Below are 19,116 nucleotides of genomic sequence, written 5' to 3'. Positions count from 1 at the left end.
GCAACCTCCAGTTCGCGCTCTCGGAGATCGATCGCATGGCGAGCGCGCTGGGCGTCCCCCGGTCGGTTCGGGAGGTCGCCTCGGTCATCTATCGACGCGCGCTCTCGGAGGACCTCATCCGCGGCCGCTCCATCGAGGGTGTCTCCACCGCCGCCCTCTACGCCGCCTGCCGACAGGAGGGGATCCCCCGATCGCTCGACGAGGTCGCGGAGGTGTCCCGGGTCCCGCAAAAGGAGATCGGCCGAACGTATCGGTACATCTCCCAGGAGCTCGGATTGGAGCTCAAGCCCGTCGATCCCAAGCAGTTCGTCCCGCGATTCGCCTCCTCGCTCGAACTCAGCGAGGAGGTCCAGTCGAAGGCGACCGAGATCATCGACGTCTCCGCCGAGCAGGGGTTGTTGTCGGGGAAGTCCCCGACGGGGTTCGCCGCCGCCGCCATCTACGCCGCGTCGCTGCTGTGTAACGAGAAGAAGACCCAACGCGAGGTCGCCGACGTCGCCCAGGTCACGGAAGTCACCATCCGCAACCGGTATCAGGAGCAGATCGAGGCCATGGGCTTCCGTTGATTCGTCATCGGGCGCAACCGTCGCCGACCGGAGGATCGGGTTTTTAATCGCCACCCGGCGTATCGACCGACGAGATGTACGACGAGATTCTGGTGCCGACCGACGGGAGTCCCGCCTCCGACGCCGCGATCGAACACGCGATCGACCTCGCGGACCGGTACGGGGCCCGCCTCCACGCGCTCTACGTCGTCGACGGCTCCGCGTACTCGACGCTGGAGGCCGGATCCGAGATCGTCGTCGACGCGCTCCAATCGGAGGGCGAGGAGGCGACGAAGCGCGTCGCCGACGCCGCGGCCGACGCGGGCGTCGAGGCGACGACGACGGTGGCGTCGGGGACCGCCTACCGATCGATCCGCGAGTACGTCGACGAACACGGGATCGACATGATCGTGATGGGCACGCACGGGCGGAAGGGACTGGATCGGTACCTGCTCGGCAGCGTGACCGAGCGGGTGGTCCGGACCGCGGACGTACCGGTGTTGACCGTCCGACAGCCGAGCGATGAGTGAGCCGTCTCCCCGGGTCTCACACACCTGACCATGCGCGACTGGCTCACCCACCGCGTCGTCTCCTCGCCGGACGGGATCGGACTGATCCGCGCGGAGGACGGGGAGGCCTGGACGTACGCCGACCTCGACCGACTCGTCTCGGAGACCGCGGGCCGGCTCGCCGCACACGGGATCCGCGAGGGCGACCGGCTCGGCGTGCTCACCCCGCCGTACGTCGGGACCGTCGGACTCGTCCACGCGACGATGCGCGTCGGCGCGACCTTCGTCCCGCTGGGTGAGGACCTCACCCCGCGCGAGTTGAGCGAGCGAGTCGAGCGGGCCGACCTCGACGCGGTCGTCTGTTCGGAGTCGACGGAGTCCGACGCGCTCGCGGCGGTCGAGGACGTTCCCGTGCTCTCCGTCGACGAGCCGACCGACGCGGCGGTCACGGCCGTCCACGACGCCGACCCCGATCCGGTCGATCCGGGCGAGTGGTCATTCGACGACCCGCTCTGTATCCTCTTCACGTCGGGGACGACCGGCGTACCGAAGCCGGTCCCGCTCACCGCGGGCAACGTCTACTCCTCCGCCGTCGCCTCCGCGTTCCGGCTCGGGGTCGACCCGGACGACCGCTGGCTCGTCTCGCTCGCGCTCCACCACATGGGCGGGCTCGCCCCGGTGTACCGGTCGGTGCTCTACGGAACGACGCTCGTGCTCCGGGAGGGGTTCGACCCCGGCGGAACCGCCGACGACATCGACCGGTACGACGTCACCGGCGTCTCGCTCGTGCCGACGATGCTCGAGCGGATGCTCGACCGGCGGGGGACGCTCGCGGACACGCTGCGGGTCGTGCTCCTCGGCGGCGCGCCGGCCCCCGAGGAGCTGATCGAGCGCTGTCGGGACTACTCGATCCCGGTGTACCCGACCTACGGGATGACGGAGGCCGCCTCGCAGGTCGCGACCGCCACGCCGAAGGCGACCCGCGATCGCCCCGACACGGTCGGTCGCCCCATCTTCGGCACCGACGTGGTCGTCGTCGACGAGGACGGCGACCCGGTCGACCCCGGCGAGACCGGCGAGATCGTCGTCGACGGTCCGACGATAACGCCGGGATACCTCGGGGCGGACGCGACCGGCTCCGAGTTCGGACCGTACGGCCTCCACACCGGCGACGTCGGGAGCCTCGACGAGGACGGCTACCTGTACGTGTTCAACCGGCTCGACGACCGGATCGTCACCGGCGGCGAGAACGTCGAGCCCGGCGAGGTGTCGGACGTGTTGTCCGGTCATCCCGCGGTCGACGACGTCGCCGTCGTCGGTCTCGCGGACGACGAGTGGGGCGAACGCGTCGCGGCGCTCGTCGCGGTCGGCGACCGGACGGACGCGATGCGGAGTCCGACCGAAGACGACGCGGATCCGATCGGCGGCCACGACGGCCTCGAAACTGACGAGGCGGAGACCGACGCCGAGGGCGACGCCGTCGGCCGGCAAGCCGACGACGACGGGCGGGAGGCCGGCGACGAGCCGGGTAACGGACCGGAGGCCGGCAACGAGCGCGACGACGACCTCGGGATCGATTCGACGGCCGACGACGGGGAGTCCGGGAACGGTACGGCGGGAGAGAACGAACTCGACGACGCGCTCCTCGAGTTCGCCCGCGACCGGCTCGCCGGCTTCAAGATCCCCAAGACGATCGCCTACACCGACGAGCTCCCGCGGACCGTCTCGGGAACGATCGACCGGGACGCCGTCCGGGAGCGGCTCCACGAGACGGGCCACGACCCGCGCGGCGGGTTCGGGAGTGCCGGATTCGAACCCGCCGATCCCGAGCCGGCCGACGGAGATCCCGAGGACGGCGACGGCGAGAGCGCTGACGTCCAAGGCGCCGACGCCGAGGACGGCGAAGGCGGCTCCGATCACGACCGACCAGAGCACTCGAACGGTTCGGCGGCCGACGGCGTCGACCCCAGGCGAGCGCGGACCGACCTCACCGCGGAAGTGCTCGAGGAGAGCCGCGACGACCGGACGGGTCCCGCTCGATCGGCGGAGTCCGGAGACGGAGAGAACTCCGGGGGCAGCGAGGACTCGGACGTCGACCCGGACGGGACCGGTGGACACGAGGACGGAGATACGAACGCGGAGTGACGGTCGGCGCGCCGGCGCTCCGGCGCGTCCATCCGTCGGCGAACCCGTTTTGTCGTCCCGGACCGTAACCGCGTTCCGAGACGACCCGTGTACGTGCCCGACGATCCGCCCGAGGTCTGTCCCGCCTGCGGTGACCGCTACGAGTCGGTCTCGCGACACGCCGACGGGTTCACGGTCAACCTGCTCGAGAACGAGCGCTACCGGCGGGTGTGTTTCCAGCCGGCGACGACCGCGACCGGGGACCCCGCCCTCGACTGTTACCACCACACGCACGCGGAGACGACCGGAGAGGGGAGCGACGGTCCCACCGTTCCCGCGGAACGCTCTTGACCGCGGCGACCGATCGCCCGCGCATGGAGTTCACGGTCGTCCAGGGCGACATCGCGGAGCAGTCGGCCGACGCGCTGGTGAACGCCGCGGGGACGAGCCTCCGGATGGGTTCGGGCGTCGCCGGCGCGCTCAGACGCGCGGCGAACGGCCCGATAAACGAGGCGGCGATGGAGCGAGGCCCCGTCGATCTCGGCGGCGTCGCCGTCACCGATGCGTTCCAGTTGGACGCCGAGGTCGTGGTCCACGCGGCGGCGATGCCCCACTACGGGGACGGCCGCGCGACCGCCGAGAGCATCCGGGACGCCACCCGGAACGCCCTCGCTGCGGCCGACGAGCGTGGCTGTGGATCGCTCGTCGTCCCCGCGCTGGGCTGCGGCGTGGCCGGGTTCGACCTCGCTGAGGGCGCGCGGATCATCGCGGAGACGATCCACGAGTACGACCCGGAAAGCCTGCGAGACGTACGCTTCATCGCGTACTCGAGCGACGAATACGAAACGATTCGGCGCGTTGCCGACGCGGTTCGCGGTGAAGGTGGGGGCTGACGCGGACGCGACGGTTACGTCGACGACGCCGATCGCCCGCCGATGCCGATCGCCCGACGACGCCGACCCGCCTAGAAGTCCTCGCCGCTCGTGATCGAGGTGTACGCGCCGATCAGCGATCCGGTGAGTTCGACCTCCTCGAGGGTCGCGTGCTCGTCGACGACGGTGTTCTTTACGTCGCTGTCCGTGATCGTCGCCTCGGGGAAGACGACGGCGCGCTCGAGCGAGCTGTCGGTGACTTCCGCGCCGTCCATCACGTGAACGACGTCGCCGATCTCGGCGTCCCCGACGGTCGCCCCGTCGTCGACGAGGCTTCCGCCGTCGAGCGCGTACTCGACGGTGTCGAGGTAGCTCTCGGCGGTACCGATGTCGAACCACGCGCCGTCGAAGGTGAACGCGTGGACCGGCTCGCGCGACTGGAGCCACTGGAGGAACCAGCCGGGCTCGTCGGGGTTCTTCCCGTCCTCGAGGTACGTCGCGAGGTCCGGCAGCGTCTCGGCGGGGAACGCGTAACACGCGATGGAGACGAGCGTGCTCTTTGGGTCCTCGGGCTTCTCCTGGAAGTCGATCACCTGGTCGCCGTCGAGGTCGACGAGCCCGTACGACTTCGCGCGCTCCATCGATCCCACGTCGTAGGCGGCGAGCACCGGCGTTCCCTTCTCCTCGAAGAAGTCGCCGAACTCGGCCAGATCGAAGCTTATCAGGTTGTCGCCGGCGACGACCATCAGGTCGTCTTCGACGCCCTCCCGGTCGACCAGCTGGGCCAGCGCGCCGACGACGCCGAACTTCTCGTCCTCCTCGACGGTCTCCTCGATGGAGAGGGTCGGCTTCTCGAAGTCGCTTTCGGCCAGGTACTCGTCGAACGTGTCGGCGAAGCGCTCGTTGGTGGAAACGAACACCTCGTCGACCCGCTCGTCCGCCTCGAGGTCGGCGAAGATCTCGTCGATGACGGTTCGTTCGCCGACGGGGAGGAACATCTTGGGTCGGTCCTTGGTGATCGGCCAGAGCCTCGTCGCGTATCCGCCGGCAAGTACCACTGCTTTCATACGCACATCCTCTACCCCCGTCGGCATACTTCTTTTGTCTGTGTCAACCGTAGGAAGCTTCGCCGTCGTTTTCTCCCGCGGCGACGAGACGAGACGTATGGAGACGACCCGCCAGCGGATCGCCGAGCGCCTCCGCGAGGAGCCCGCGACGGCGAGCGAGATCGCGGCCGACCTCTCGCTGCCGACGTCGACCGTCTACGAGCACCTCGAACACGTCTCCCGGTCGGTCGACGGGGAGGAGTCGTTCCTCGTCTCGCCGCCGACGTGTCGCGACTGCGGGTTCGACGGGTTCGACGACCCGCTGAACGCCCCCTCACGGTGTCCGGAGTGTAAGTGCGAGCGGATCGAGGAGCCGGCGTTCGTGATCCGGAGATCGGACTAGAAATCAGCGATCTCGTGGTTGTGATAGCGTAGGAACTTCGGATCGATCTCGTGATCCGGCCGGGTTTCGAGTGTCGTCCCGTCCACGTTCTGATCGTACGCATGGGCGATTCGACCGCTCTCTGGATCGATCGAGAGCATCCCGTAATCGAAATCGGCGTGATGGTTAGGGCACACAACGATGAGATTCGAACGAACATCCGGGCCGTCATGCGGGGATCCGAGTGGCCGAACGTGGTGTGCCTCGGCATATCCCTCACTGGGCGACTGTCGACGAACGTCTCCACAGATTTGACATTCGAATCTGTATTCCTCCTTGAGTTGAGACGAGATCTGCGTGTCGCGGATTACTCGAGAACGACGCGTCTCGACCCGCTTTGGTGGAGAGATATCCGAAGCATGTGAGGATCGATCGACCCGTTCCTTTGTGTCGTATGTCAGCGTGAACTCGAACACGCGCCGCCCGTTTCGCCGAACTCGATCGAACGCTAACACCTCAACCCGTCCACGATATTCCCAGGCGTCACCTCCGGACGGTTTATAGAAGAAAAATATCGGGAGCGGTGCCGTTTTTGCTTCTGCAAGATATCGATTTCCGGCCGTCAGCTCTTGATCTCCGCTCTGACCCTCCCCGACATACGTGAATTCGTCTCCACTGAGCTTATCAGCGTAAGGACCATCACCCCGCGCAAACAGCCGGAGATATCGTCTGTCGTCCGAGTCATAACAGATCTCGATTCCTCTCCCTGTCATCCCACGGTCGAAAACCGACTGTAGCCTGTCGGATGTGTATCTCTCACCGACTTCCAAATCGAGATCTGAAAGCCTCACGTATCAGGCTCACGCTCACAATAAAAATAGCTGACGTGCGTGTAACGGATTACGACTCCTCGAGCAGCGTCGCCGCCGCGGCCGACGACGACCCCGGTCCGCGGGCGGTGATCAGGTCGCCGTCGACCGTGACGCTCTCGTCGGCGTCGAGCTCGGCGTCCCAGTCCGCGCCGGCCAGCCGGACCTCGTCCTCGACCCAGTAGGGGAGCTTCCGTCCGTCGGGCAGCACGTCATCGTCGTCGACGATACCCTCCTCCCACTCGTTGGGGAAGCCGGTGACGGAGCGTCCCTCGACGAGCGGCGTCCCGTCGGCCTCGCGCGTGAACGCGAGGACGCCGACCGCGTGACAGACGACGAGCGCCACGCCCTCGTCGCCCGCGACCGCGTCGAGCAACAGCTGGCGCGCGTGTCGGTCCTGGTTCACGTCCCACACCGTCCCGTGGCCGCCGGGGAGGACGACCGCGTCGTGGTCGGCGGCGTCGACCGCCGCCAGCGGCTCCGGATCGTTCAGTTCCGGGTGTTCCGCGTCGATCTCGCGGAACTCCGCGGCGGTCTCCTCGCCGCCGGCGGCGTCCGGCTCCAACGACCGCTCGTCGACGACCGGCGGCGACCCGGACGGCGTCGCGACCGTCACGTCGACGCCCTCCGATTCGAGGGTCGTCAGCGGCTCGAGACACTCCTCGGCCCAGTACCCCTCCTCGCTCACGACGAACAGCGCGCTTGTCATGGGTGCCCTCTCGTTCGGCCCGCCGACTGAAAAGGCGTCCGTGCTCGGCAGCGGCGATGGCGGGCGAGTAGTTTATATACTCGACGCGGTCGCTTCGTATTCGAAACTCTTGACCCGCGATATCCGAACTTTCGAAAGGGAAACACCACTGAATGGGGAGCCCGTATGAACGAACGATGAGTACGCGAAGAAGCCGGATCGACGTTCAGGGGATGAGCTGTGCGAACTGCTCCCAGTCCGTCTCCGACGCCGTTCGCTCGCTCGAGGGGGTCTCCGAGGCGAACGTCAACTTCGCCACCGACGAGGGTTCGGTGGCGTACGACCCCGACGAGGTCTCGCTCGGCGAGATATACGACGCGATCGAGGGGGCCGGCTACTCGCCGGTGAGCGACACGATCACGGTCGCGGTCACCGACATGTCGTGTGCGAACTGCTCGGAGACGATACGGGACGCGCTCGAACGGACGCCGGGCGTCGTCGACGCCGATGCCAACTTCGCGACCGACGAGGCACGGGTCACGTACAACCCGGCCGAAGCGAGCCCGGAGGACTTCTACGACGCGATCGAGGAGGCCGGCTACTCGCCCGTTCGGGAGGACGGCGAGACCGACGACGGCTCCGACGGCGACCCCCGGGAGACGGCCCGGCGGGAGGAGATCCGTCGGCAGCTCCGGCTGACGCTGTTCGGCGCCGTCCTGTCGTTGCCCCTGCTGGTGTTCATGGTCGATCACCTGCTGGCGCTCGGCCTCGTCGGGGACGAACTCGTCGGCGTTCCGTCCGGATGGGTCGCGTTCGCGCTGGCGACGCCCGTCCAGCTGGTGCTCGGCAAGCCGTTCTACGAGAACTCCTACAAGGCGCTCGTCACGAACGGCCGCGCCAACATGGACGTGCTGATCGCGCTGGGCTCGACCACCGCGTACGTCTACTCCGTGGCGGTCCTGCTCGGGACGATCGCCGGCGGCCTGTACTTCGACACGGCGGCGTTCATCCTCGTGTTCATCACGCTCGGCAACTACCTCGAGGCCCGCTCGAAGGGACAGGCCGGCGAGGCGCTCCGGACGCTCCTGGAGATGGAGGCCGACACCGCCACCGTCGTTGACGAGGACGGGAACGAGGTGGAGGTCCCGCTCGAGGACGTCGAAGTCGGCGACCGGATGAAGATCCGGCCCGGCGAGCAGATCCCCACCGACGGGGTCGTCGTCGACGGCCAGTCGGCCGTCGACGAGTCGATGGTGACCGGCGAGTCCGTCCCCGTCGAGAAGTCCGAGGGCGACGAGGTGGTCGGCTCGACGATCAACGAGAACGGCGTGCTCGTCGTGGAGGCGACGAAGGTCGGGAGAGACACGGCGCTCCAGCAGATCGTTCGGACCGTGAAGGAGGCGCAGTCGCGCCAGCCCGACATCCAGAACCTCGCCGACCGGATCTCCGCGTACTTCGTCCCCGCGGTCATCGTCAACGCCGTCCTCTGGGGGGTCGTCTGGTACCTGTTTCCCGAGGCCCTCGCGGGCTTCGTCGATACCCTCCCGCTGTGGGGGCTCGTCGCGGGCGGTCCCGTCGCCGCCGGCGGCGTCTCGGTCTTCGAGTTCTCGGTCATCGTGTTCGCGTCCGCCGTACTGATCGCCTGTCCCTGTGCGCTGGGCCTGGCGACCCCCGCCGCGACGATGGTCGGCACGACCCTCGGTGCGCGGAACGGCGTCCTGTTCAAGGGGGGCGACGTCCTCGAACGCGCGAAGGACGTCGACACCGTCGTCTTCGACAAGACCGGGACGCTCACGAGAGGCGAGATGGAGCTGACCGACGTGGTCCTCCTCGACGACGGGGAGCGGCCAGTCGGGGACCGCGACGACGGGACGCTCTCCGCCGACGGAGGCCATCTGGCCGCCCGTGAGCCGCTCAGCGAGGACGACGTGCTTCGGCTCGCGGCCATCGCCGAGAGCGGGAGCGAACACCCGCTCGCCCGCGCGATCGTCGACGGGGCCTTCGATCGCGGCATCGACGTGGTCGACCCCGACGACTTCGAGAACGTCCCCGGCCACGGCATCAAAGCCACCGTGAACGGCAGGGAGGTGCTGGTCGGCAATCGGAAGCTCCTCCGTGACGACGGGATCGACCCTTCGCCCGCCCTGGAGACGATGGAGCGTCTCGAAAAGGAGGGGAAGACGGCGATGCTGGTCGCGCTGCGCGGCTCGGAGCGAAGCGAGAACCGCGAGTCGAGCGGCGATCAGTCGCGAGCGGAGGGTGAGATCGTGGGCGTGGTCGCCGCCGCGGACACGGTCAAGGAGACCGCGAGGGACGCCGTGAGCCAGCTTCGAGAGCGCGGCATCGACGTGATGATGATCACCGGCGACAACGAGCGGACCGCACGTGCCGTCGCCGAACGGGTCGGGATCGAACCCCGGAACGTCCGCGCGGAGGTCCTTCCCGAGGACAAGTCCGACGCCGTGGAATCGGTTCAGGAGGGCGGTCGAAAGGCCATGATGGTGGGCGACGGCGTCAACGACGCGCCCGCCCTCGCGGTCGCCTACGTCGGCACGGCGATCGGCTCGGGCACGGACGTCGCCATCGAGGCCGCCGACGTGACGCTGATGCGCGACGACCCGGTCGACGTCGTGAAGGCGATCCGCATCTCGGACGCGACGCTCGCGAAGATCAGACAGAACCTCGTGTGGGCGCTGGGATACAACACGGCGATGATCCCCCTGGCCTCGCTCGGGCTGCTCCAGCCCGTACTCGCCGCCGTCGCGATGGCGTTCTCGAGCGTGTCGGTGCTGTCGAACAGCCTGCTGTTCCGTCGGTACACGCCCGATCACGACTACGAACTGCTCGGTCGCCTTCGCTGAGCGGTCCCCTCCATTCGCTGAACGCCCCTCTCCCGGCGGCGTCCACGCGGCCCCGTTCGCATGTCCCTTTCGCAGTTTTCAAGCCACGCGCCCGTGAGATACGGGTAATGACACGCACGGTCTGGATCAAAGCCGACGGCGCGGTCGGCGACTGGGAGACGCGAAAGCGACGGATCACGACGGCCATCGAGGCGGGAGCGGACTGGGTGCTCGTCGACGAGACCGACGTCGGTCGCGTCAGGGAGCTCGGCGACGTGAACGTGGCGGCCTTTCTCGCGGACGCCGACGTCGTCGACGGCGACGACGAGAACGCGGAGGCGGACGCCTACTTCGTCGGGAAGGGCGGCGAGGGGGACGGCACCATCGACCTTCCCGAGGACTTCTCCGGGTCGGCGGACCTCACGACCCTCCGGCGACGTGACGACCGTGCACAGGGCGCGTACGTCCGCGTGCTCGGTACGGAGTACGAGGCGTTCGCCGAGGCGGCGGCGGAGGCGGCCGACTTCACGGTGATCGTCGGCGAGGACTGGTCCATCATCCCCCTCGAGAACCTGATCGCGCGCGTCGGCGAGGAGACCCACCTGATCGCGGGCGCGACGACCGCGGCGGAGGCGCGAACCGCCTTCGAGACGCTCGAGATCGGCGCGGACGGGGTGCTCCTCGATTCCGACTCGCCCGACGAGATCCGCGGCGCGGTCGAGGCGCGCGACGCGGCCGACCGCGAGACGCTCGACCTCCGGTACGCCGAGGTGACCGCCGTCGAAGCCACCGGCATGGCGGACCGCGTCTGTATCGACACCGGCTCGCTGATGGACGGCGACGAGGGGATGCTTATCGGGTCGATGTCCCGCGGGCTCTTCTTCGTCCACGCGGAGACCGCGGAGTCGCCGTACGTCGAGTCGCGCCCGTTCCGCGTGAACGCGGGCGCGGTCCACGCGTACGTGCGCAACCCCGAGGGCGGCACCAACTACCTCGCGGAGCTGTCGAGCGGCGACGAGGTCCAGATCGTCGACACCGACGGGGACACCCGCGAGGCGATCGTCGGCCGCGTGAAGATCGAGAAGCGTCCGATGTTCCGCGTCCAGGCCGAACTCGAGACGGACGACGGGGTCGACCGGATCGAGACGCTGATCCAGAACGCCGAGACCGTGAAGGTCGCCACGAGAGAGGGGCGGACCGCCGTCACCGATCTCGAGGAGGGGGACGAGGCGCTCGTCTACTACGAGGACGTCGCGCGCCACTTCGGCGAGGCGGTCGAGGAGAGCATCATCGAGAAGTGAACCACGTTCCCCCGCTTCGCTCGATCCGACGACCTCGTTCGTCGCGGGAGGGCTCTCGCGTGGGGCTCCGTTCTGGACCACGTCGTCGATGTCGGAGGCGGACGGACCGCCCGCGTGTGTCTCAGACCCCGCGATCCGGTGGACAACGCCTATTAATGTTCGCCGAATAGGAGGACCCCGTGACCGATCCGATCCGGGTGCTTCACGTCGACGACGACGCCGCGTTCACGGACCTCGCGGCCGAGTTCCTGGAACGGGAGAGCGAGCGGATCGACGTCCGAACCGAGACGGATCCGACGGCAGCGCTGGAGGCGGCGAGAAGCGGCGGGATCGATTGTATCGTCTCCGATCACGACATGCCCGGAATGGACGGGATCGAACTCCTCGAGTCGATCCGTGAGGAACGTCCCGACCTCCCGTTCGTGCTGTTCACGGGGAAGGGCTCGGAGACGGTCGCGAGCGACGCGGTCTCCGCGGGAGTGACGGAGTACCTCCAAAAGGAGAGCGGAACTGACCAGTACACGCTCTTGGCGAATCGGATCGAGAACGTCGTCGAGCGCGATCGGTCTCGACGCGCGGTCTCGCGGCAGAAGCGGTACCTCGAGACCCTCGTCAGCAACCTCCCGGGAGTCGTCTACCGCTGCCGGAACGAGCCCGGGTGGCCGATGGAGGACGTCGAGGGTGACCTCGAAAAGCTCACCGGATACGAGACGGACCGGTTCGTGACGGGCGACCTCGTCTGGGGAGAGGACGCCATCCATCCGGACGACCGGGACCGAGTCTGGGACGCGATCCAGGGCGCGATCGAACGGGACGATCCCTTCGAGTGTACCTACCGGATCCGGACGGAGGGTGGCGAGACGAAGTGGGTGTGGGAGCGCGGCCGGGCCGTCGACCTCGCCACGACGGACGGGGAATCGGTCGAGGGGTTCATCACCGACGTCACGGAGTCGAAACGTCGGGAACGCCGATTCGAGGCGATCTTCGACAACACCTATCAGCTCACCGGCCTGACCGAACCGGACGGCACGATCCTGGAGGCGAACGACGCCGCGCTCTCGTTCGCCGGCGTCGATCGGGAGGCGGTCGTCGGGGAGCCGCTGTGGGAGGGACCGTGGTTCCAGTCGGGACCGGACGCCCGGGAGACCGCCCGCGAGGCGGTCGAGACCGCACGCGACGGTGAGCTCTATCGCGATGAGGTCACGATCCGCGGGGAGGACGGGAGGGCGTTCGTCGACTTCTCCGTCCGTCCGGTCACGAACGGGGACGACGAGGTGACGCTTCTCGTCCCGGAGGGGAGAGACATCACGGAGCTCAAGCGGCGTGAACTGGCGCTCAGACGGACGGAACGCGACTTCGAGGCGATATTCAACGACCCGAACCTCCTCGTCGGCCTCCTCGACACCGACGGCACCACGCTCGACGTGAACGACACGGCGATCGGGTACCTCGACGCCGCACGCGACGACGTCGTCGGGGAGCCGTTCTCGGAGACACCCTGGTGGACCGACGACCAGCGCGAGGCCGTCGAGCGGTGGATCGAGGAGGCCGCAGCCGGGGACTACGTCGAATACGACGCCACACATCACAGCGATGGGGGGATCGACGAACCGGCGACGGTCGAGGGGACGCTCCGTCCCGTTTTCGACGACGAGGGGGACGTGACGCGGATCGTCGTCTCCGCGACGGACGTGACGGAACGGGTTCGGCGGACTCGGGAGCTGGCGGAGCGAACTCGCGAGCTTCGGCGGCGGAAAGAGCGGCTCGACGAGCTCGCAAGCTTCGTCTCACACGACCTTCAGAGCCCGATATCGACGGTTACCGGGCGGTTGGAGCTGGCACACGAGACCGGCGATATGGAACACGTCGAACACGCGATCCGGGCGATGGAGCGGGTCGACGACCTCCGGACCGACCTCGTGAACACCCTCCAGTCCGGCGAGATCGTCTCGGACGTACGGTCCGTCGAACTCGCCCCCGTGTTGGACGACGTCTGGACCGCCGTCGATCCGCCCGCGGCCGCGTCGTACACGGCACCGGACGACGTGCGGATCGACGCGGACCCCGACGCGCTCCAGCGGCTGTTGGAGAACCTGGTCGGGAACTCGATCGAACACGGGCCCGCTGACGTCGACGTCCGCGTCGGTCGCTTCGACGGCGGGGTGTTCTACGAGGACAACGGTTCGGGGATCGACCCGGAACATCGCGAGCACGTCTTCATCCCGGGGTTCTCGACGAAGACGGGGGACGAGGGGATCGGGATGGGGATGGCGAGCGTCAGACAGATCGTGTTGGCCCACGGCTGGGAGATCGACATCGCCGACGCGAACGCGCTCGACGGCGTTCGATTCGAGATCGTGACCGAGTGACGGTCGGAGGTGGATGAGTGACGGTCGGAGGTGGATGAGTGACGATCGGACGCGGACGACACTCCCGCGTGGGCGGGTATCAACAGTTAACTATCGGGACCCCGGACGTGTTCGTGAAGCGATGAGATCGCCGGATCCACCCGTCGCCTCCGACGATTTCTATCGGACCCTCGTCGAGAACGCCTCGGAGGGGATGTTGACGATCGACGCCGAAAGCGAGATCGTCTACGCCAATCCCGCGATCGAGGACATTCTGGGATACGCCCCCGACGAGCTGATCGGGAGCTCGAAGATGAAGATCATCCCGGAGCGGCTCCAGCCGGTCCACGCCTCAGCGCTCGCGGCGTACGTCCGGACCGGAGAACGGAACATCGACTGGGACGGGATCGAACTCCCCGCCCAACACAAGGACGGCCACGAGGTGCCGACGCTCGTCAGCCTTCGGGAACACGAGTACGACGGCGAACAGTACTTCACGGGGATCGTCCGAGACGTCACCGAACGGAAGCGCCGCGAGGAGGACCTCCGCGACCAGAAGGAACGCCTCGACGAGTTCGCGGACATCCTCGCACACGACATCCGCAACCCGCTTTCAGTCGCCATCGGGTACACCGAAATCGCTCGAGAGAGCCGCGACGACCCCGAACTCGAAAGCATCGCCGAGTCGCTCTCCAGGATCGACGACCTCGTCGAGGACGTGTTGGCGCTCTCGAAGGAGGGACGGTCGATCGGCGAGACCGAGCCCGTAGCGGTCGAGGAGAGCGTCCGCGAGTCGTGGCGGAACGTGGACACGCGGGGGGCGACCCTGCGGATCGACTCCGCGTTGGGAACGATCGAGGCCGACGAGAGCCGTTTTCGCGAACTCCTCGAGAACCTCTTCGGGAACTGCGTCGAGCACGCCGGATCGGACGTGACGGTCCACGTCGGTCGGACGCCGGACGGAACCTTGTACGTCGCCGACGACGGCCCCGGGATCCCCGAGAGCGTCCGTCGAGAGGTGTTCGAGTACGGCTACTCGACGACGGAGGACGGGACCGGCTACGGTCTCTCGATCGTGGCCCGGATCGCGGACGCCCACGGCTGGGACGTCTCCGTGACAGAGGGGATCGAGGGCGGCGCACGGTTCGAGATCGTTCCTTGAAGCGCGCACGTTCCCCGACAAGTGTTAGCCCGTCGCGTCCATAGTCGAGACAACGATGACCACCATCGGCATCGTCGGCGCGGGCGCGGCCGCGGCCGCGGCGACACACGTCCTCGACTCGGCCGTTCCGGACGCCGACGTGACCGTCCTCGAGAAATCGGGCGGGCTCTGTGGGCGGGCCGCGACTCGACGGAACGACGACCGGGACCTCGTGTACGACTACGGTGCGAACTATCTCAAGGCGGACGACGATCGAGTCGTCGAACTCGTCACCGAGACCCTCGACGACGAGGGGATGGTCGACGCGGTCGAACCCGTCTACACCTTCGACGAGTCGGGCGAGGTGTCGCCCGGTCGCGACGCCGACGACCACAAGTGGAGCTACCGGCGGGGACTCACCCAGATCGCCAAACGACTGTTCGGCGGGACCGACGCGACGGTCCACCGGCGGACCCGCGTCGAGACGATCCGACGGGAGGACGGGAACCACGAGGACGGCGTGAACGGCGGGAACGGAGACGAACGCGGCGATCGCTCGTGGACCCTCGTCGACACCGACGGCGACTCGTGGGGACCGTTCGACGTCCTGCTCGTGAACCCGCCGGCGCCCCAGACCGCCGAACTGCTCGCGGACGCCGAGTGGGAGTCACCCGTCCGCGAGCGACTCCGCGCGGCCGCCGCCGACGTGCCCTACCGCACCGTCTGGACCGCGGTCCTCCACTACCCCTTCGCGCTCGATCGACCGTACTACGGGCTCGTGAACGCGGACAAGGAACACCCGGTCGGCTGGATCTCCCGCGAGGAGTGTAAGGCCGGCCACGTTCCCGACGGCGAGTCGCTGCTCGTCGTCCAGGCGGGCGGCGAGTGGTCGGCCGAGCGGTACGACGCCGACCCCGCCGACAACGTGGCCGAACTCGCCGGTCACGCCGCCGAGATCGTGGGAGACGACCGTCTCCTCGATCCCGACTGGACCGACCACCAGGGCTGGCGTTACGCGATCCCCGAGGGCGAACTCGATCGCGAGCCAACTCCCGGGGAGGATCCGGTCGACGCGGCGGCGCGTGAGGGGCTGTACGTCCTCGGCGACTGGGTCGCCGGCGAGGGGCGACTCCACGCCGCGCTCGCGAACGGGCTCGACGTGGGCGAGCGGGTCGCTCGCGGGGTCTGAACGGAAGGAGTCGGTCCCTCCTAGAGGTCGTACAGCTCGCCGTACTTCCCCTCGACGTACTCGAGGAACGCGTCCGCAGAGAAGTCCTCGCCGGTCGCGCGCCTCACCAGGTCGTTCGTCTCGTAGCGGGAGCCGTGGCGGTGAACGTTCTCTCCGAGCCACTCGCGAAGCGGGTCGAAGTCTCCGTCGGCGATCGAGCCCTCGAGGTCGTCGATGTCGTCCTCCGCGGCCGCGTACAGCTGGGCCGCCATGACGGACCCGAGCGAGTAGGTCGGGAAGTAGCCGAAGTTGCCGTGGCTCCAGTGGATGTCCTGGAGACACCCCTCGGCGTCCGTCTCGGGCCGGATCCCGAGGTACTCCTCGTACTTGTCGTTCCAGACCTCGGGCACGTCCTCGACGGCGAGGTCGCCGCGGATCAGGTCGCGCTCGATCTCGAACCGGACAACGATGTGGAGGTGGTAGGTGAGCTCGTCGGCCTCGACGCGGATGAAGTTGTCCTCGTACACCTGGTTCGCGGCCTCGTAGGCGTCCTCGACGGTCGCGTCCGCCGTCTCGGGGAAGCGTTCCTTGAACGTCGGGAGGAACAGCTCCCAGAACGCCCGGCTCCGCCCGACGTGGTTCTCGAAGAGCCGCGACTGCGACTCGTGGACGGAGAGGTCGCGGGACTCCCCGAGCGGGGTTCCCCAGTGTTCCTGCGGGAGCCCGAGGTTGTACTGAGCGTGGCCGAACTCGTGGATCGTCGAGCCGATCGCGCCGAGCGGGTCGGACTCGTCGAAGCGCGTCGTCACTCGGCAGTCGAACTGGTTGCCGGAGGTGAACGGGTGCGAGGAGACGTCGAGACGACCGCGGTCGAAGTCGTACCCCACGAGCTCCAAGGCGTCGCGCGCGAGCGCCTCCTGCGTCTCCTCGGGGAACGTCCCCTCGAAGGTGTCGACGGCGAGGTCGCGGTCGGACTCCCGGATCTCGTCGATCATGGGGACGAGCGTCTCGCGCAGTTCCTCGAGGATCGTTTCGGCACGCTCGATCGACAGACACGGCTCGTAGTCCTCGAAGAGCACCGCGTAGGGGTCGCGGTCGGGGTCGATGTGCTCCGCGTACTCGCGTTTGAGCTCGACGTGCTTCTCCAGGTGCGGCGCGAACGCCTCGAAGTCGTCCTCGGCTCTCGCCTCCTCCCAGGCCGCGAGCGCCTCCGAACTCGTCTCGCTTATCTCCTCGACCAGTTCGACGGGGACGGCGTCGGCGCGGTCGTACTCGCGGCGGATCTCGCGGACGACCGCCGCCCGCTCGTCGGTCAACCCGGCCCCCTCGAGTTCGTCGAGGAGCTCGCCGGTCTCGTCGTCGGTCAGCATGTCGTGGCGGACCGACGAGAGCGTCGAGAGCTGTTTCGAGCGGGCGGGCGTCCCGCCCTCGGGCATCATCACCTGCTGGTCCCAGCCGAGCACGCCGGCCGCGCTGCCGACCGCGTTCCAGCGTTTCGCGCGCTCGAGGAGGGCGTCGTACGCGTCCGGCGCGTCGGACCCGTCGTCGGATGCGGCTTCCGTTGCCATACCGCGTGGAACGGTCGGGTGCGTTAAGAAGGACGCGCTCCCGGAATCCGATCGGCGGGGACCTTCGTGACCCGGCAGCGGCGGGGACCTTCGTGACCCGGCAGGTTGCGATCCGACGGGACGGTTCCGAGAGCGCGAGCTATTTGATGCCGGCCGCGAAACGCCGGGATAGAGATGTCCACGGACGACTTCATCGACATGCGTTCGGACACCGTCACCCGCCCCTCGGAGGCGATGCGGGACGCCGCCCGCGACGCCGACGTCGGCGACGACGTGTATCGCGACGACCCGACGGTCAACGAACTGGAACGCCGCGCGGCCGACGCCGTCGGCATGGAGGCCGCCCTCTACACGCCGAGCGGAACGATGGCCAACCAGATCGCGATCAACGTCCACACCGACCCCGGCCAGGAGGTGCTCCTGGAGCGGGAGTCACACGTCTACCGGTGGGAACTCGCGGGCGCGTCCGCGCTCTCGGGGCTCCAGACGCGGACGATCGACGCCGGCGAGCGCTGCGTCCCGACTCCCGAGGCGGTCGAGCGGGGGATCGTCGAGGAGGACCTCCACCGACCCGGAACCGGCCTCCTGACGCTCGAGAACACCCACAACTACCGCGGCGGGATCGCCGTGCCGAAGGAGCGCCTCGACGCCGCCGCGACCGCCGCGCGCGACGCCGGCGTTCCGGTTCACCTCGACGGCGCACGCGTGTTCAACGCGAGCGTCGCGCTCGATACGCCCGCGCCCGACCTCGTCGAGGGGATCGACAGCGTCACCTTCTGTCTCTCGAAGGGGCTCGGCGCGCCGGTCGGGTCGATCCTCGCGGGCGAGGAGGCCTTCATCGAGGAGGCACGACGGGTCCGCAAGCTCTTCGGCGGCGGGATGCGACAGGCCGGGATGATCGCGGCACCCGGACTGCTCGCGCTGGAGAACGTCGACCGGCTCGCCGAGGACCACGCGAACGCCGCCGCCCTCGCTGCCGGGCTCGACGGCCTCCCGGGCGTCTCGGTGCCCGAGCCCGACACGAACATCGTCGTCGCTGACACCGAGGACGCCGGGATCGAGGCGGGCGAGTTCGTCGAGGCCTGTACCGACGCCGGCGTCGGCTGCGGTGAGTTCGACACGTACACGACCCGCTTCACCACCCACCTCGGGATCGACGGCGACGACGTCGACGACGCGGTCGATCGAGTGGAGGCGGTCGTCGAGGACCTCTCGGCGTAGACCGCGCGACCGTTCCGTCTCACCCCGTCCCGGTCGCGATCCACATCAGCCGGATGTTGGATCCGGTGAGATAGAGCCCGACGAGGGTCAGGAGTACGGGCGGGAAGTAGTAGAGGAGGCCGTCACCCTCCCGGGCTCCGACGACGCTGATCCACAGCATGACGAGGTACACCGCGATCTTGAGCGCGACGAGCCCCGCGAGCCCGAAGGAGTCCAGCGCCAGGGCGACGACCGGGTTGGCCTCCTCGACCGCGGGCACGTACGCGAGGAAGGCGATCGTCGAGACGATGTCGCCGACGCCGTACGTCGACGTCGCGGCGATCCAGAGGGTGTAGAACTCCTCCGGACGCCGGAGGTACGCCGGATGGCGCCGGGTCCGGTCGCGGGAACGGGACACGTCGGTTCCTCCACGGGAGGGGCCCTCAAAGTGTCGCTCTGCGGCCGATCCCCGACCGTCCCGAGACCCGTTTCGGGTCGTCTCGAAGGCGGTTCCG

17 protein-coding genes are annotated in these 19,116 nt (G+C 68.3%); 12 read left to right on the top strand and 5 right to left on the bottom strand.

The window, feature by feature from the left end; all coding sequences use genetic code 11:
• The 5 genes from OKW78_RS01925 to OKW78_RS01905 form a co-directional block, all read left to right on the top strand.
• Window positions 1–566, top strand: a 566-nt coding sequence (locus tag OKW78_RS01925) for a transcription initiation factor IIB family protein (RefSeq protein ID WP_369335023.1), incomplete at its 5' end; no start/stop codon positions are given.
• Window positions 567–640: 74 nt separating this feature from the next.
• Complete coding sequence (locus tag OKW78_RS01920; RefSeq protein ID WP_281193653.1) at window positions 641–1,075, top strand: universal stress protein; 435 nt, start codon at window positions 641–643, stop codon at window positions 1,073–1,075.
• A gap of 30 nt (window positions 1,076–1,105) precedes the next feature.
• Window positions 1,106–3,199 carry an o-succinylbenzoate--CoA ligase gene (gene menE, locus OKW78_RS01915; RefSeq protein ID WP_281193652.1) on the top strand — a complete coding sequence of 698 codons (2,094 nt, stop codon included), beginning with the start codon at window positions 1,106–1,108 and terminating at the stop codon, window positions 3,197–3,199.
• A gap of 87 nt (window positions 3,200–3,286) precedes the next feature.
• Complete coding sequence (locus OKW78_RS01910; protein WP_281193651.1) at window positions 3,287–3,529, top strand: hypothetical protein; 243 nt, start codon at window positions 3,287–3,289, stop codon at window positions 3,527–3,529.
• 23 nt (window positions 3,530–3,552) lie between these two features.
• A complete protein-coding gene (locus OKW78_RS01905; RefSeq protein ID WP_281193650.1) occupies window positions 3,553–4,071 on the top strand; it encodes a macro domain-containing protein in 519 nt (172 codons plus the stop codon).
• Between the two features lie 71 nt (window positions 4,072–4,142).
• Here the strand turns inward: OKW78_RS01905 and OKW78_RS01900 are convergent, their stop codons facing one another.
• Window positions 4,143–5,117, bottom strand: coding sequence for a nucleotidyltransferase family protein (locus tag OKW78_RS01900; protein WP_281193649.1), 975 nt, complete (start codon window positions 5,115–5,117; stop codon window positions 4,143–4,145).
• A gap of 97 nt (window positions 5,118–5,214) precedes the next feature.
• On the opposite strand from OKW78_RS01900, the gene OKW78_RS01895 reads away from it, so the two are divergent.
• The gene (locus OKW78_RS01895; protein ID WP_281193648.1) at window positions 5,215–5,499 is read left to right on the top strand and encodes a transcriptional regulator; all 285 of its coding nucleotides are present in this window, start codon (window positions 5,215–5,217) and stop codon (window positions 5,497–5,499) included.
• Here OKW78_RS01895 and OKW78_RS01890 read toward each other — a convergent pair.
• Both OKW78_RS01890 and OKW78_RS01885 read right to left on the bottom strand, forming a co-directional pair.
• Window positions 5,496–6,329, bottom strand: a complete 834-nt coding sequence (locus OKW78_RS01890) for an HNH endonuclease (protein ID WP_281193647.1) — start codon at window positions 6,327–6,329, stop codon at window positions 5,496–5,498. The genes OKW78_RS01895 and OKW78_RS01890 overlap by 4 nt on opposite strands.
• Window positions 6,330–6,378: 49 nt before the next feature.
• Window positions 6,379–7,056 (bottom strand): DJ-1/PfpI family protein, encoded by a 678-nt coding sequence (locus OKW78_RS01885; RefSeq protein ID WP_281193646.1) that lies wholly within the window; start codon window positions 7,054–7,056, stop codon window positions 6,379–6,381.
• Between the two features lie 176 nt (window positions 7,057–7,232).
• Between OKW78_RS01885 and OKW78_RS01880 the strand changes: the two genes are divergently transcribed.
• The 5 genes from OKW78_RS01880 (at window position 7,233) to OKW78_RS01860 (ending at window position 15,854) form a co-directional block, all read left to right on the top strand.
• Window positions 7,233–9,896 carry a heavy metal translocating P-type ATPase gene (locus tag OKW78_RS01880; protein WP_281193645.1) on the top strand — a complete coding sequence of 888 codons (2,664 nt, stop codon included), beginning with the start codon at window positions 7,233–7,235 and terminating at the stop codon, window positions 9,894–9,896.
• A 107-nt stretch (window positions 9,897–10,003) separates the two neighbouring features.
• Window positions 10,004–11,176 carry a 3-dehydroquinate synthase II gene (locus OKW78_RS01875; protein WP_281193644.1) on the top strand — a complete coding sequence of 391 codons (1,173 nt, stop codon included), beginning with the start codon at window positions 10,004–10,006 and terminating at the stop codon, window positions 11,174–11,176.
• 179 nt (window positions 11,177–11,355) lie between these two features.
• The gene (locus OKW78_RS01870) at window positions 11,356–13,545 is read left to right on the top strand and encodes a PAS domain S-box protein (RefSeq protein WP_281193643.1); all 2,190 of its coding nucleotides are present in this window, start codon (window positions 11,356–11,358) and stop codon (window positions 13,543–13,545) included.
• A gap of 121 nt (window positions 13,546–13,666) precedes the next feature.
• On the top strand, window positions 13,667–14,686 hold the full coding sequence (locus tag OKW78_RS01865; protein WP_281193642.1) for a nitrogen regulation protein NR(II): 1,020 nt from the start codon (window positions 13,667–13,669) through the stop codon (window positions 14,684–14,686).
• 55 nt (window positions 14,687–14,741) lie between these two features.
• Entirely contained in the window at window positions 14,742–15,854 is a 1,113-nt protein-coding gene (locus OKW78_RS01860; protein WP_281193641.1) for an NAD(P)/FAD-dependent oxidoreductase, read from the top strand.
• A gap of 20 nt (window positions 15,855–15,874) precedes the next feature.
• Here the strand turns inward: OKW78_RS01860 and OKW78_RS01855 are convergent, their stop codons facing one another.
• Window positions 15,875–17,401: a carboxypeptidase M32 gene (locus tag OKW78_RS01855; protein ID WP_281193640.1), complete on the bottom strand. Its 1,527-nt coding sequence runs from the start codon at window positions 17,399–17,401 to the stop codon at window positions 15,875–15,877.
• Between the two features lie 174 nt (window positions 17,402–17,575).
• On the opposite strand from OKW78_RS01855, the gene OKW78_RS01850 reads away from it, so the two are divergent.
• Window positions 17,576–18,622, top strand: a complete 1,047-nt coding sequence (locus OKW78_RS01850) for a low specificity L-threonine aldolase (protein ID WP_281193639.1) — start codon at window positions 17,576–17,578, stop codon at window positions 18,620–18,622.
• A 19-nt stretch (window positions 18,623–18,641) separates the two neighbouring features.
• Here OKW78_RS01850 and OKW78_RS01845 read toward each other — a convergent pair whose 3' ends face one another.
• Window positions 18,642–19,019 carry a hypothetical protein gene (locus OKW78_RS01845; RefSeq protein WP_281193638.1) on the bottom strand — a complete coding sequence of 126 codons (378 nt, stop codon included), beginning with the start codon at window positions 19,017–19,019 and terminating at the stop codon, window positions 18,642–18,644.
• Window positions 19,020–19,116: the final 97 nt, after the last annotated feature.

The sequence above is a fragment of the Halorubrum sp. F4 genome, assembly GCF_027257195.1.
In the GTDB taxonomy this organism is placed as follows: domain Archaea; phylum Halobacteriota; class Halobacteria; order Halobacteriales; family Haloferacaceae; genus Halorubrum.
The sequence above is the reverse complement of the archived record's forward strand: the minus strand, read 5'-3'. Positions and strand labels throughout refer to the sequence as shown.